This window comes from Streptomyces sp. NBC_00457 (assembly GCF_036014015.1).
Classification (GTDB): Bacteria; Actinomycetota; Actinomycetes; order Streptomycetales; family Streptomycetaceae; genus Streptomyces.
In genome coordinates, this window is record NZ_CP107905.1 from 10,789,998 (window position 1) to 10,802,565 (window position 12,568).

The window sequence follows — 12,568 nt, forward strand, 5'->3', positions numbered from 1 at the left end:
GCCTGTTCGGCGCATTGGGGCGGTTGAGGGTGCGCGGCGGGGTGGGGCCCGTACGGCGGGGCGGCGGCCCCGCCGTACGGGGTGTTCCGCAGGACCAACAACATCAATAATAGTGTCTTTCAGGGTGAGGTGAACCCACCCCTGACCTGCCGCTTTACGGCCAGTCGTGCTCTCGGCGGGGCGGCAGCGGGAAGGTGCGCCGGGGGTCCATGCGCACGCAGCGCTCGCAGTAGGCCGTGACGCGGTTGGCGGTGCACTCGCCCCACTGGCACTCGAAGCGCTCGCGCGGCCCGCAGATCAGGCACCGCCACAGCCTGATCCCGTGCGCCTCGCACGGCTCGTAGCGCTTGCGCGCGGGCAGCAACTCCAGGGCGGGGCGGGGGCGTTCGAGGCGGGCGGCGTCGGCGGCCGGGAACGACTCGTCACCGTCCCGTATCCAGCGGGGCGACAGCTGGGCGTACCGCTCGGGAGTGGTGTAGTACGGCAGACCGGCCGGGCTGAACACCATGGCCAGATGGCCGCCGGAGATCAGCGTCTCCAGTCGGTCATGGCTGAACTCCCCGCGCAGGGACAGCATTTCGTCCTGGCGCAGGCTCCAGGCGTACCCGTACCGGCGCAGGATCCGGCGCTCGCGGGCGGCCGGGCCCGTCTGGGCGGCGTCGAGCTCCTCGACGGCTTCGATCGCGGCCGTCGGGTTGGTGGTCAGCTCGTGCACCGCCTCCTCGGCGGCCGCGCGGGTAGCGTGGCTGCTGAGCGCGTACCCGTGGAGCTGGTCAACGACCTGGTGGCGTCCCTCGTGCTCTGCGGCGGCATACCGGACGGGCCGCTGCGGCTGGGTGCGGCGTCGGGACATGGCGGAACTCCATCTGCACAAGGGAGGGTTGCGGGACGGGGGCCGGCCGGGGCGGCGGTCAGCTCCTGGGCAGCGGCTTGTGGGAGGAGAAGACGTAGTGGCCGAGCTCGCGCAGCATGCCGGCGGTGTCGTCCACGGCCGCGGGGTTGTGGCCGGTCTGGCGGGTGTACGCCTCGATCTCGCTGTTCCAGGTGAACCCCTGGTCGGCGAGGGACTGTTCGGTGGCGGGTGTGAGGTCGTCAGAGGACTGCGGGGCGGCGACGAGTCCGTGAGCGGGGTCGGGTACGACGAGGAACACCGGGCTCCTTCCGTGTGGGCCGCCCTGGTCGGGGCGGCCCACGGCCGGGGCGGGCAGCTGGTCAGCGGGTGACGGTGACGGTGTAGTCGGCGTCCAGGACGGCGAGCGCGGCACGGATGGACGCGCGGGTCTCCGCGCTCGGGACCGAGTAGGGGAAGTCCAGGGCGAGCACCGCGTCGTCCAGCTCGTCGTCGGTCATCGGCAGCGTGTATCCGCTGCGGTAGAGGGCGACGGCGGTCGCGGTGGCGACACGGACGCGGTTGTAGGCGATGGCTTCCCCGGCCGTGACGTCGGTGCCGAGTGCTTCGCGCGCGGTGGGCGGCAGTTCCGCGATCCCGGCGGCGAACCGGCGGGCGGGCATGCGCAGACGTGCCGGTCGCAGGGCGCGGCGCAGCGTTCGAAGCATGGCAACTCCTGGGGCTGGAAGTGGGGAGGGTGCCGTCGCCTGGTGAAGGAAGTGGGGGAGGTGACGGCACCCCGGGCTCACTACTAATAATAGTGTAAGCGGGGAGGGTGTGAACCCACCCCTGACCTGCGCAAATGGGGAGGCGTGCGCGTCCGCGCGCGGTAGGTCAGAGCTGCGGTGCGTGCGCGGCCAGCGACTTCGGTGCCGCGCTGGTGTAGATGCCTTCCAGGCCGGACGGGGCGATCAGGCCCCAGGTGAAGGTGGCGGTGTCGGCGTAGAACTGCCCGCGCCGGGGGTGCGGCGGGGTGAAGGCGCGCAGGGCGCCGACGCCGTAGACCTCCAGCGTGCCGTCGCGGAACGCGTCGCGCTGCTCCCCGGTCACGTCCGGTCCGTACTTGTTGCACTGCTCGTCGGCGACGACGGCGAGGACGGGGCTGAGGTCGTCCTCGATGGGGCCGAACATACTGCGCCAGTGGGCGAGGTCGGCCATGGCCTCGGCGCGGCTCGCGCGGGTGCTGCGGTAGAGCACACGGTCGCGGTGGTCGGCGAACTCGTCCGTGTCGTACAGCCACGCCTCGAACTGATGCTCCGTGTACATCCCGACGCCGTTGTGGCGGCAGCGCAGGAACCCGAAGGGCTCGCCGTCGACGAGTACAGGGTGGCGCTCCGTGCAGAACTCGCAGGTGACGCCGACGTGGCGCAGGAGGCGTTGCAGACGGGGGAAGCGGGCGAAGCGGGTGGCGCAGTTGCAGCAGGTGTACACCTCCCAGCGGGAGGGGCTCGCGACCGTGTCGTGGCGGCAACGCGGGCACTGGTAGGCCTTGTTGCTGTACCAGTCGATGACCGGCATCGGGTTCCCTTGCACGGCAAGCTCCTGAGAACTGGAAACGGGGGAAGAGGGCGGGCCGTCACCCTGGCGGGTGGGATACCGGCGCGGCGACGACCCGGGCTCACCCTCCATAATAGTGTGAGTTGAGTTGGCGTGAACCCCCCTCTGACTTGCTCGTTTACGGTGTGCCTGGGCCTCTCAGTGCCGGTGGGTCGGCGGCGTGGCGTCCGGCCCGAGGTCCGGCGGCACGCAGTAGTCGACGTCGGATTCCGGGGAGACCAGGCCGCCGGATTCGGCGTCGGTGCAGTAGGCGTCGAAGACCTCGCCCGCGGTGAGGGGTTGCAAGTCTCCTGTGCGCAGTCGCCAGCCGTAGACCTGGTCCGGGGCGCTCGGGGCGGTGGTCCGCACGACGAGCCCGCCGGGGCTCCCGGTCGCCAGACCGAGGGCGAGGACCGTGGTGAATTCGAGGGCCTCGGCCTCGTCGAGCTGGCTCGCGCCGTCCGGGTCCGTGTCCGCGTGAAGGACGGCGACCAGGGTTTCGGGTGCCGCCGAGACGCTGCAGACGAGGTGTCGGTGGCCCGGTCGGGCCGTGTCGAGGATGCGGGCCAGCAGGCTAGAGGACCGGGCGAAGGCCGTTCGACCGATGTCCTCGCCGCAGCAGGTGCAGGCGCCGAGACGGGCCAGAAGCATGGAGGCGTACTCCCAAGTGGCCTGGCGGACGGCTTCGTCGGCCAGGGCCGGGATCAGGTCGGCCAAAGGCTGGCCGTCGTACGGGAGGGCCGGGCCCATGGTGGCGAGTTCGGCGGTGAAGCGGGCGCGGCTGGACGGGCTGTCGGGGTCGAGACCGGTGTCGGCGCAGAAGTCGGCGTACTCCTGCGGGTCGAAGTGAGCGACCGTGGTGTGGGCGCCCTGGGACGCGCGGCTCCTGAGAAGGTCTTCGACCGCTTCCAGGTAGGTCGCGAAGTCGGCGAAGGCGAAGGTGCGGTAATGCCGCATGGCACGGAAGTCGTGTTCGTCGGTGAGCAGGCCGATCGTGCCGGCGACTTCGCGCCGCAGAACGCGGCGCGTGGTCTGGCGGTCGGTGTGTGTCCTGTCTCCCGCGCACGATCGAGCAGCGTGGGGCTCGTCCCGGCTGCACTGGGAGGGCTGAGGTGTGTGGGTCACGTGCACGCCTTTCTCGTGGGCGGACTGAAGGGATTCGTCCTGGGTGTCGGCAGGGGCGGGGCTCCAGTGCATCCCGTCGGCCGCGAGCGAGGCGCCTGCGGGCACGGTCCCCTGAAAGTGGTGGTCGCCCGGCTCGTCGTCCTCGGCGTGGGCGTCGATCCATTCGTCGGCGGCCTGCTCGGCACCGAGGGCACGGAGCACGTCGGCGAGGGTGTCGGCTTCGGTGCATCCGAGGCTGGCGGCGACGTCGGACGTGATGACGCTGTTGCACCAGGCGTCGGTGAACGCCTCGGCGACTTCGGACGGGATGCTGACGGTGTCGGCCATCGCGGCCTCCAGGGGCGGTCAGGTAGGTGCGTGCCTGCGAGGGGATTTGAACCCCTGACCACCCACAAGTGGAGCCGCTCTACCGCTGAGCTACGCAGGCTTGGGGCCGCCGGTGCGGTGGCCGGGTGATGGTGGGTCAGCGTCCGGCGATCTCGCGCAGCCGCTTCAAGGCGGTGGGCGCGTCGACGTACCAGAACGTCTCGTTGGGCTTCAGGCCGAGCGCCTTGGCGGCAACGTCGCAGATCAGGCGGCGCTCCTCGCCTCGCTCCGCGTAGACGCTGGCCAGCGTCTCGTACTCGTCACCGTCGTCGTCCGTGCCGGTGACCTCCGTCTGTTCCTCGTCGGGCAGGGACACGAGCGTCCAGCCGGTGAGGCGCGCCGTCCATCCGGCCGCGCACAGTTGGGAACCGCACGCCGGAGCCTCTTCGGGGGCCAGCCGGAGGGCCTCGGGCAGATATGCCCAGTGGTCCATGCTGAAGACATTGGGCTGCGCCTCGATGGCGTCCAGGACGGCAGACGCCACGTTGGCGGGCGTCTCGGGTTTCTTGGTGACCTCGGTGTCGGTCATCACAACTCCAGTCATGTGGAACGGCGTTGGAGTAGTGCTGGCGGGACTCGAACCCACGACCTCAAGACTTATAAGATCCGCGCTCTACCAACTGAGCTACAGCACCTCGGTGTGCGGTTGTGAGGGCCGCGCCCTTCGGCCCGGTCGGGCGGGGCGCGGCCTCGTTCTGGGGGCCGGGCTGGGAGGGTCTGCGGAGGCTGGACGGGACCCGATGGGGCGGCAACCGCTCTCGACTTCTAATAATAGTGTCAATTGGTTTAAGGGGAACCCACCCCTGACCTGCGCTTCTTACTCCCGGACCGCCTGGGTGAACGCGGTCAGCATGGAAATCACGGAGCTGGGGCGCCCGGACACTTCGGCCTGCGCCCCCTCACCAGAGGGGCCGACGACCACGGTGACGCTGTCGACCTGGACGGGGCCGCGCTCGTCGGGCGGCCTGGTGTCGTGCTGCCAGATGATCCGGGTGCGCCTGTACTGCTCGTCGACCCGGGCCCCGGGGAGTGCGGCGGCCACGGCTTCGGTGACGGCGCGTCGGCTGCTCTCCTCCGCCTCCTGCCGTGCGGCGAGTTCGGCGGCCTGCTGCGCGGCCTCGGCGTGCAAGGGATACAGCCGCCGGGTGATCTCGCGTGCCACGTGGCGGGCGCTGCTGGCTGTGACTCCGATCGACGGCGCGATCATCTTGGTCTCGTCCGTGGCGTGGATCTTCAGGCGATCGGGGCGGCGGTCGTCGGGCTGGCACAGGCGCAGGGCGCGGCCCTCGCCGTCGATGATGAGCCGTCCCATGCCGCGTACGTAGCCCGTGAGTTTGGCCGTCCGGCAGTGCGTACCCAGCTCCCGCGCCACTTCGGCGGCGAAAGCGTCCACCTGCTCCTGCGTAGTCAACTCGCGTGTCATGGCAGTCTGTTCACTCCTTCGGCTGGCTGGAGGTGGTGCCGGGCGCGTGGTTCCTCGCGCCCTGGTCGCGGAGCTCGGCCTCCCGGCGGGGTCCTCGGCGGTATATCCGGTGTCGCACCCTGGGCGGCACAGCTGGCCTGGGGGTGCGCCGCAGGTCTCGGACTGGTCGTCGAAGTCCTCCGGGCGCCACGGGTGCAGCTGGCCGCTCACGCGGGGCTCTCCCGGATGTGGTCGGCCAGGGCTCGGGCGGACATGACGGGGCTCTGGTAGGGCGGGGTGGCGCGGACGGCGCGCCACAGATTCGAGGGCTGCCACGGGTCGAAGTCGATTCCGGGGACGGGCCGGATGGACCACTGGCGGCCGCGGGGGCCGGTGACGGTGTAGGTCAGACGCCGTGGGGTGGCCCGGTGTCCGTTGTCGGCCCAGGAAAGGCCGGCGGCCGTGAGCACGCTGCCCAGCTCGTTGCAGCGCGACCGGGTGATGTGCTCGAACTCGGCCGGGATCAGGTGGAAGTCGGCCATGTCGTGGCCCCGCCACTCTTCCTTGTGACCGTCTTCACGGGTGACGACATACACGCAGGCCTGCTGCTGGAGGCGGCGCCCTCCCCAGGTCCAGACCCGCCGGAAGCTGGTGACCTCCCACACGCCCTCCGGGCTGCGCAGCTGCTCACCCACCCGGAGTGGACGGGGCGGCTGAGTGTGGAAGCTGCGGGGGCCAGGCGTCAGGCCGTTGTCCTTCAGGTCGGTGCACCCCGAGCACATCCACACCGTCTCGCCGTGAAGCCGGTAGATGGCCCAGCAGTCCGTGTAGCAGGTCGAGCACACGAACCGGCAGTCCGCAGAGGCGAGGACCGTTGCCGCGTACGTCAGGCGGGGCATGCGGCTGATGACCAGGCCGAAGTGGCGTCCGGCGGACACGGTTTCTCCTTCCAAGGGGGTGGTGAGCAGCGCGGGCGGCCTGCCGGACGGGTCAGGGGGCGGCGGTCCACAGGGGGAGCCCGGTGGTGGTGCGGGCGCTGACGCCCGGGCGCACAGGAACGTCGCGGTAGTCGGACACCTTCACGTAGCCGCCCCGCTCGGTGTCGAGGCGGACCGGGGCGCCCTCCCATTCCCACTGCTCGATGAGTTCCGCGGGGAGGTTCTCGACGTCGTCGGCCTCCACCTGTACGGCCCAGGCGGTCAGTTCCTCGCCGTATTCCTGGCGCCACTCCTTCAGGACGGTGAAGAGGTGGGCGAAGTCGTCGACCAGGGCCAGGGCGCGCGCCTGGTCGGGGGCGGGGGCCTCGGCGTAGGTCGGTGCGTCGGGGCGGGTGCGCTCACCAAGGCTCATCAGCCAACGCATGGTCAGAACATCTCCCTCGTCGGGCTGGCGGTGTCGGTCTGGGGTGCGGGGCGGTGGGTCAGGGGCGCCCGGACGGCTCGGGCTTGCGGTAGCGGTAGAGGAAGCGCGCGGCCCACGTGCGGCTGGCGAAGCCGGGGATGCCGCCGCCGCTGCCGGGGCGGTTGCCGGGATACTCGGCCACCCATGCCCGGCAGTCCGCGTGGTACCAGGCGACCCCGTAGCAGGTGGCGCGCTCTCGGCGGTCGAGGACGCGGTAGCCGTACGAGCCGGTGTTGGCGGTGAACGTGAACTCCTCAGGCACGGTGGCTCCTTCGGCTCGGCTTCCGGGTGCGAGAGGGGGCGGGGCGATCCGGGTCGCCCCCTCTCGCACTACTAATAATAGTGTCTTTTGGGGTGACGTGAACCCACCCCTGACCTGCGCTTCTTTTCGGGTGTCAGGGAGTGCCGACCAGGTACGGGCGGTGGCCGCGCGGGCGCCTGCGCTGCTGGGCGCGCAGAGAGTCGGCTTCCTCCTGGGTGCGGTGGGCGCGCTCGCGCTCTTCAGCGGCTGCGTCGACGCAGTAGGGGGCCCACCACTGCAATCCCCTGACCTTCTGGGTCAGTGAGTCGGGACGGTCGGCCAGCACCAGCAGCAGGACCGGGTGCGGGGAGAGAGCGAGCCACTGTGCGGCGGTCCGCCAGGCGGCTTCGGCGGCTTTCCGTGCGGGGAGCGCGGCACGGGCTTCGCGCTCCAGGCGGACGGCTTCGGCCTGGTGGTAGGAGGCGGACCAGGTGAGGAAGCGCAGCAGGCCGGGAGTATCGCGCTGCCGGGAGGCCTCCAGAATCGCGGGCAGGTCGGCGCGCTGCTCGACGTGCTCGGCGCACCCGCGCAAGACGGCGGTGAGTACCGCGGCCGTCTTCTGCGACGGTGGGTGATCTGCGGCGGAGAACAGCGGGTATACCGAGACCTCGGGGCGGTCGAGGCTGTCGCGGTAGAGGGTAAGGCTGCCGTGGTAGCCGGTGCGGCCGTTGGCGAGTCGCGGGAGGTCCTCGTCGGGGGCGGTGGTCTTGAAGGCGTTCACGGGGCCGAGACAGGCGCGTACGGCGGTGAACTGGTCCCAGTGGTGGGGGTCGGTGGTGCCGGTGACGTGCACGCTGCCGCGCATCGCTCCGCCCAGCTCGAACACGACGGCGTCGGCGTCGCGGGGGCCGGCGGTGGCGCGCACGGGGCCGGCGGGCGTGTCGATGGTCAGGCTCAGGCTGGTCATGGGCTGCGACTCCTCGGGGCTCGACGGGGTGGGCCGGGGGGCCTGCCGCCCCGCGCTCGGCGAAGGGGAGGGGGCGAGCGTCGGGGCGGCAGTCGGCCAGTGGCGCGCTGGCCGGGGCGGGCCGTCCACGCCCCCGTACCGGGGAGGAGCGTGGACGGCGTCTGTGGGGCTATTCCTGCGGCTGCTTGTGTCGGCGGAGGTTGCCCCGGTCGGTCAGGCGGCCACACGGACAGTCCGCGTAGCGGCGGCCGTGCATCTTGACGAACTTCCCGCCGAGTGCGAGGCCGTTGACTTGCTCGGTCGTGCCGGAAACCGGCTCGGTGTTGGTGCAGTAGCCGTCCGGCGTGGCAGCGGGCTTGTCGCTCATGAGCGCTCCCCGGTGGATCGGTGGGGGTGGCGCAGTACGGGGGCATGGCAGACCAGCACGGGCGGCGCGGGGTCGTCTGCGGAGCAGGAAGTGACTGCTACGTGGAACTCGTGGGTGTCCATGGGGTGCAGCCATCCGGCCCGTACGTCCCAGCCGCACGCGCGTAGGCCAGCGTCGGCGGTCGTAGCGACGAGGACGGCGTCACGGACGCTGTTGTCCAGGGCGAACGTCAGCAGCATGAAGAACTGCACGAACTCCTCATCGGAGTGATCCACGCGCAATGATCCCGGCTCGACGGAGACGTACAGGTCGGCGCTCGCTTCCGTGCCGTCCGTACGGTCGGCCGTGATGTTGAGTTCGTGGCTCCCCTCGCCCAGGGCCGGGAGTAACGCGGTCAGTGCGTGCAGGGCGCGGCCCATGGCGGCCCCGGACGCCGGGGCGTCGTCGTCGGGCCGCGGAACCTCCGGCTCAGGCATGCGGGTCCTCCAAGTCGGAGTCGGGGAGCTGGAGGAGAACGGGGGCGGGGTAGACCTCGCGCTTGACAGCGGCGACGTCGGGGCACGGAATGACGGCCTCCTGGAGCGCGGCCGTGTCCATGGGGTGAAGCCACCCGTCCCGTATGGACCAGCCGCACGCACGGGGGTTGGGGTCGGCGGCCGTGGTGGCGATCAGGACGGCGCTGCGCATCGTGCTGCCCTCCAGCGCGAACACCAGCAGCATGCGCAGGGCGCAGAACTCTTCTTCGTCCAGGACGGCCAGGCGGAGCGGCTCCATGCCGATGGAGAGATCGGTTCGGCCCGTGACGAATGCGTGGTCGGTCCGCTCGGCCACGAGGTTGAGTGTGTGCTCACCGTCTCCGAGTGCCTGGAACACGGCGGAAAGGGCGGTGAGGGTGCGACTCATGGCGGCTGCGATGGCGTCGTCTCCGGGGTGGGTGAGCTCCGGGCGTGCAGGCATGAGGACTCCTTGCATGGCGGGCGGTGGGCGGTGGGCGCCGGAGGCCGGCCGCACTGCGCCCCTGGGCACAACGGGTGTCCTGGGCGCGCGGGCGGCTGCGCCGACGCATCGTGCTGCCGCTACGCGGCAGGGGCCGGGGCGGGAGCGCTCGGCGCTCCCTGCGGGGCTGGGGCGCTGCTCCGGGCTCTGGGTCGGTCGGGCCCGTGCGGGCCGGGCTGGGGGAGTTGCCCGGCCCGCACGGGGGTCTGTCAGCCGTGCGCGGCGGCGGCCGCGAGGGCGGGTACCGCGAGTGCTTCCAGGGCGGCGGCCTGGTCGGCGTCGGCGAGCGTCTGCGCGGTCGACGTGACGGCCTGCATCACACCCCCGGCCGTCATCTGCCCGCCCCGGACGAAGTGGGCAAGGATCATGTCCTTGGCCTCGTTGCCGATGCTGAGCGACTTGGTGACGTGCTCGATCGTCTTCGTCGGCTCGTCCAGCGTCTTACCGGCGGCGGCCTCCATCTCGTACACCTTGGCCTCGACGTACTCCTGTGACAGGAACGTGCGCACGGCGTCGGTGGTCTTGGATGTGATCAGCTCCAGCGTCTTGCGCTGGGTCTGGCCGGACCAGGACACAACGCCCTCGTCCTGCTTGCCTCCGAGGTGCACAGCGCGCATGACGTCCTTGGTCTGGGTCAGACCGTTGCGGCAGACCTGGATGACCGCACGCGGGGTGATGGTGTACGCCCCCGCTCCGACTTCGCTGTTGGTGATGACGAACCCCGCCGAGATCATCGGGAGTTCGTCACCGCTGCGGCCGTCGAACGGGGAGCGGTAGCCGCGCAGCAGGTTGCGGGCCTGGATCGCGACCGCTTCGGACTCGACGCGCACGTACATGCGGCGGTCGGTGAGGTCGCACCCCGTGATCCGGGTGGGGTGGCCGGACTTCTGCACCCCGTCCAGGGCGGCCAGCAGCATGTCAAGGTTGTCCATCAGCTTGTAGCTGTCGGACAGCAGCGCGCGGGCCACGCCCTCACCGGGCATGCCGGGGCCGTTCTCGCCCCGGAACGCGCGGAGCATGAAACGGCGCTCCGGCCCCTCACGAAGCCACGCGTTGACGTTCTCGTCCAGCAGCGGGACGTTTTCCGCGCGCATGCGGCGCAGGTACGCCAGCGGGATGCGGAGCTTGTCAGAGATCCCCTCGTCGGCAACGGCGGTGGGCCGGTAGATGCCGTCTACGGCCGTCACGCCGCGCGCGCTGAGTTGGGCCTCAACGCCTTCGACGTGCACGTTTCCCTCGCGCATCCGCAGCGCGGACGCGGGGGCGATGACGTCCAGCTTCCGGCGCTGTCCGTCCTCCAGGATGCTGACCAGGTCGGACAGGTCGGCGTTACGGGCGCTTGTGGGGGCGACGTTCGTAGCGCGCTCGGCGAACTGCTGAGTCATGCGGTGTTCCCTTTCGCTGTTGGTCTCTGCGGGTCGGAGGGCGGGGCCACCGCCCCCCGAACAACTGCAATAATAGTGTGTTTTAGGGGTGAGTGAACCCACCCCTGACCTGCACACTTAGACCATCGGCGCGCGGAACTCGGGAAGCGGCGTCAGGCTCTGCCGTCGTACGTTCGTGACAGCGGGCACCGGCATGGCGCCGATCACCTTGCACAGGTCGTAGCGGACGGTGTGAGCCGCTCCCACCGGTCCGGCCTGCGCCTTGATCGCCTGTACCCAGTAGAGGCCGTGACGCCGTGTCAGGCTCCCGTGATACCTGACCTTCTGCCACAGGACCGGTCCGGCGTCCTGTGGGTCAAGGATCTGAGCTACTGAGAGCGCAAGCTGATTCGCCACCCGCTCAGACAGCAGCAGCTCCATGAACGCGCGGTCAACCGTCGCCCGGTCGACCGGCACATCGGCCATGGCGGGGCCGGTGTGGCCGGTGCGCACACCCATCGCCCAACCCAACTCGAAGAACGACCCGACCACGTCCAGCTGTTCGGGAGACACCCTCAGAGCGTCCGGGTCCCTCTCGCTGCGCGCCATCTCCCGCAGCGCGTAACGGGCCTGCTCCTTCTCGGCGTCCGTGAGCGGGGCTCCGGCTTCCCGGGCCTGCTCTGCAATCCGCGTGTTCTCCATGGTCCCTTCCTCTTTCCTTGATGCCGGGTGGAAGGGGGCGCCCCAACCGGGCGCCCCCGTGCGGATTACTTCAGGAATCCGTTCGACCGGAGGAATTCGGCCGTGATGTGCGCGATTCCGTGGGGCTTGTAGATCTGCGGGAATCGCCGCAACTCAACTTCCATGCGCCCCGACTCGTCCGGGTCGATGAATTCCTGAACCAGGCGGTACGGCTCCTCACCCGTCGGCATTTCCAGCACGACCGGACCGGCGGCCTTGGTCTCGAACCGAATTCCGGTGTAATTCCGGTCGCAGTTGTGCACGATCGTCACTCCTGCTCGCGAGCACAGCAGGGGCAGGAAGTTAGCGATCGTGCGGGCCTGCACTGCAAGCCCAGTCATGGGCGCGTCTGCGCCTCGCACCCCGCGCACGATCCCGTCAGTGATCGTCAGTTCCACGTCTTTCCCCTTCGTTGGTCCCTTGCGGTTCCCGGGGGTCGCCTCCCCCAGGACTTCAAATAATAGTGTCTCTTTCGCTCGGATGGAACCCTGTTGCGCTGCGGGTTGCGCTGGATGTTGCGCCATGGTGTTGCGGTAGAGGTTGCGCTGGGTGTTGCGCGGCCTCCTGGGGGTCTCCGCGTCACCCCTGGTCATCCCAACAATCAGGCGTGGTGCGTCTGCTGACATCCCCTCTGCTGCCGCTGCTCCCTGCCCGAATGAGAAGAGAAGGGGGTGGGGGCGGGCGTGGTCGGCGCGGCGGCTTCGGGGATCGGGCGCGGCTGGTGTCTTGTGCGGCGCGTCGGCCTGTGGCCGTCGCGCGGGGTGGGGGAGTGGGCGGGGTGCTGCCGGAGGCAGCCCCAACCCTCCATCCGCACACGGGCAATTGGGCCCCGGAGGGGCTCTGTTGCCTTTCCCTGGTATTCCGTGATTTACTTTTCCTCACGGAATACAAATCAAATGCCTTATCTTTAAGGGAATCGGAGATTCCCCTAAGCCCGCTCATTCGAAGGTATATGACCAACCGTCAACTAAAACCCCAACACTCCACCCATAAAACAAAATAGACACCCTCGATTTGTGCCGGAGGCACAAACCCCTTTCCCGCTCTTTTCCGTGCCGGAGGCTGCCGTTATGGAAAATGGCCGGAGGCCAATTTCCATAACACCCGCCGGAGGCGGGGCAATTCGCGCGGGGACGCGCGAAACGAGCGAAGCGAGTATTCGGCTGCCGGAGG

At 69.9% G+C, this 12,568-nt stretch carries 17 protein-coding genes and 2 tRNA genes; all 19 read right to left on the reverse strand.

What is annotated here, in order from left to right; all coding sequences use genetic code 11:
• Positions 1-154 precede the first annotated feature (154 nt).
• Positions 155-853, reverse strand: coding sequence for a hypothetical protein (locus OG828_RS49300; protein WP_328499605.1), 699 nt, complete (start codon positions 851-853; stop codon positions 155-157).
• A gap of 58 nt (positions 854-911) precedes the next feature.
• On the reverse strand, positions 912-1,151 hold the full coding sequence (locus OG828_RS49305; protein WP_328499604.1) for a hypothetical protein: 240 nt from the start codon (positions 1,149-1,151) through the stop codon (positions 912-914).
• 61 nt (positions 1,152-1,212) lie between these two features.
• Complete coding sequence (locus tag OG828_RS49310; protein ID WP_328499603.1) at positions 1,213-1,557, reverse strand: hypothetical protein; 345 nt, start codon at positions 1,555-1,557, stop codon at positions 1,213-1,215.
• Between the two features lie 166 nt (positions 1,558-1,723).
• Positions 1,724-2,422 (reverse strand): hypothetical protein, encoded by a 699-nt coding sequence (locus OG828_RS49315; protein WP_328499602.1) that lies wholly within the window; start codon positions 2,420-2,422, stop codon positions 1,724-1,726.
• Between the two features lie 162 nt (positions 2,423-2,584).
• Positions 2,585-3,442, reverse strand: coding sequence for a hypothetical protein (locus OG828_RS49320; RefSeq protein WP_328504766.1), 858 nt, complete (start codon positions 3,440-3,442; stop codon positions 2,585-2,587).
• A 466-nt stretch (positions 3,443-3,908) separates the two neighbouring features.
• Positions 3,909-3,977, reverse strand: a tRNA-OTHER gene (locus tag OG828_RS49325).
• 36 nt (positions 3,978-4,013) lie between these two features.
• Positions 4,014-4,445, reverse strand: a complete 432-nt coding sequence (locus tag OG828_RS49330; protein ID WP_328499601.1) for a hypothetical protein — start codon at positions 4,443-4,445, stop codon at positions 4,014-4,016.
• A gap of 32 nt (positions 4,446-4,477) precedes the next feature.
• Positions 4,478-4,551 (reverse strand) — tRNA-Ile (locus OG828_RS49335).
• A 182-nt stretch (positions 4,552-4,733) separates the two neighbouring features.
• Positions 4,734-5,339, reverse strand: coding sequence for a hypothetical protein (locus tag OG828_RS49340; RefSeq protein WP_328499600.1), 606 nt, complete (start codon positions 5,337-5,339; stop codon positions 4,734-4,736).
• 206 nt (positions 5,340-5,545) lie between these two features.
• Positions 5,546-6,256, reverse strand: a complete 711-nt coding sequence (locus OG828_RS49345; protein WP_328499599.1) for a hypothetical protein — start codon at positions 6,254-6,256, stop codon at positions 5,546-5,548.
• A gap of 52 nt (positions 6,257-6,308) precedes the next feature.
• A complete protein-coding gene (locus OG828_RS49350; RefSeq protein ID WP_328499598.1) occupies positions 6,309-6,668 on the reverse strand; it encodes a hypothetical protein in 360 nt (119 codons plus the stop codon).
• Positions 6,669-6,738: 70 nt separating this feature from the next.
• Positions 6,739-6,981: a hypothetical protein gene (locus OG828_RS49355; RefSeq protein WP_328349049.1), complete on the reverse strand. Its 243-nt coding sequence runs from the start codon at positions 6,979-6,981 to the stop codon at positions 6,739-6,741.
• A gap of 133 nt (positions 6,982-7,114) precedes the next feature.
• Positions 7,115-7,927, reverse strand: a complete 813-nt coding sequence (locus OG828_RS49360) for a hypothetical protein (protein WP_328499597.1) — start codon at positions 7,925-7,927, stop codon at positions 7,115-7,117.
• Positions 7,928-8,096: 169 nt separating this feature from the next.
• The gene (locus OG828_RS49365) at positions 8,097-8,294 is read right to left on the reverse strand and encodes a hypothetical protein (RefSeq protein WP_328499596.1); all 198 of its coding nucleotides are present in this window, start codon (positions 8,292-8,294) and stop codon (positions 8,097-8,099) included.
• Entirely contained in the window at positions 8,291-8,770 is a 480-nt protein-coding gene (locus OG828_RS49370; RefSeq protein ID WP_328499595.1) for a hypothetical protein, read from the reverse strand. Before OG828_RS49370 ends, OG828_RS49365 begins: the two co-directional genes overlap by 4 nt.
• Entirely contained in the window at positions 8,763-9,251 is a 489-nt protein-coding gene (locus OG828_RS49375; protein WP_328349043.1) for a hypothetical protein, read from the reverse strand. The genes OG828_RS49370 and OG828_RS49375 overlap by 8 nt, the downstream gene beginning before the upstream one ends.
• Before the next feature lie 248 nt (positions 9,252-9,499).
• Positions 9,500-10,675, reverse strand: a complete 1,176-nt coding sequence (locus OG828_RS49380) for a DUF932 domain-containing protein (protein WP_328499594.1) — start codon at positions 10,673-10,675, stop codon at positions 9,500-9,502.
• A gap of 117 nt (positions 10,676-10,792) precedes the next feature.
• Positions 10,793-11,356: a hypothetical protein gene (locus OG828_RS49385; protein WP_328499593.1), complete on the reverse strand. Its 564-nt coding sequence runs from the start codon at positions 11,354-11,356 to the stop codon at positions 10,793-10,795.
• Positions 11,357-11,421: 65 nt separating this feature from the next.
• Entirely contained in the window at positions 11,422-11,793 is a 372-nt protein-coding gene (locus tag OG828_RS49390; RefSeq protein WP_328499592.1) for a hypothetical protein, read from the reverse strand.
• Positions 11,794-12,568 lie beyond the last annotated feature (775 nt).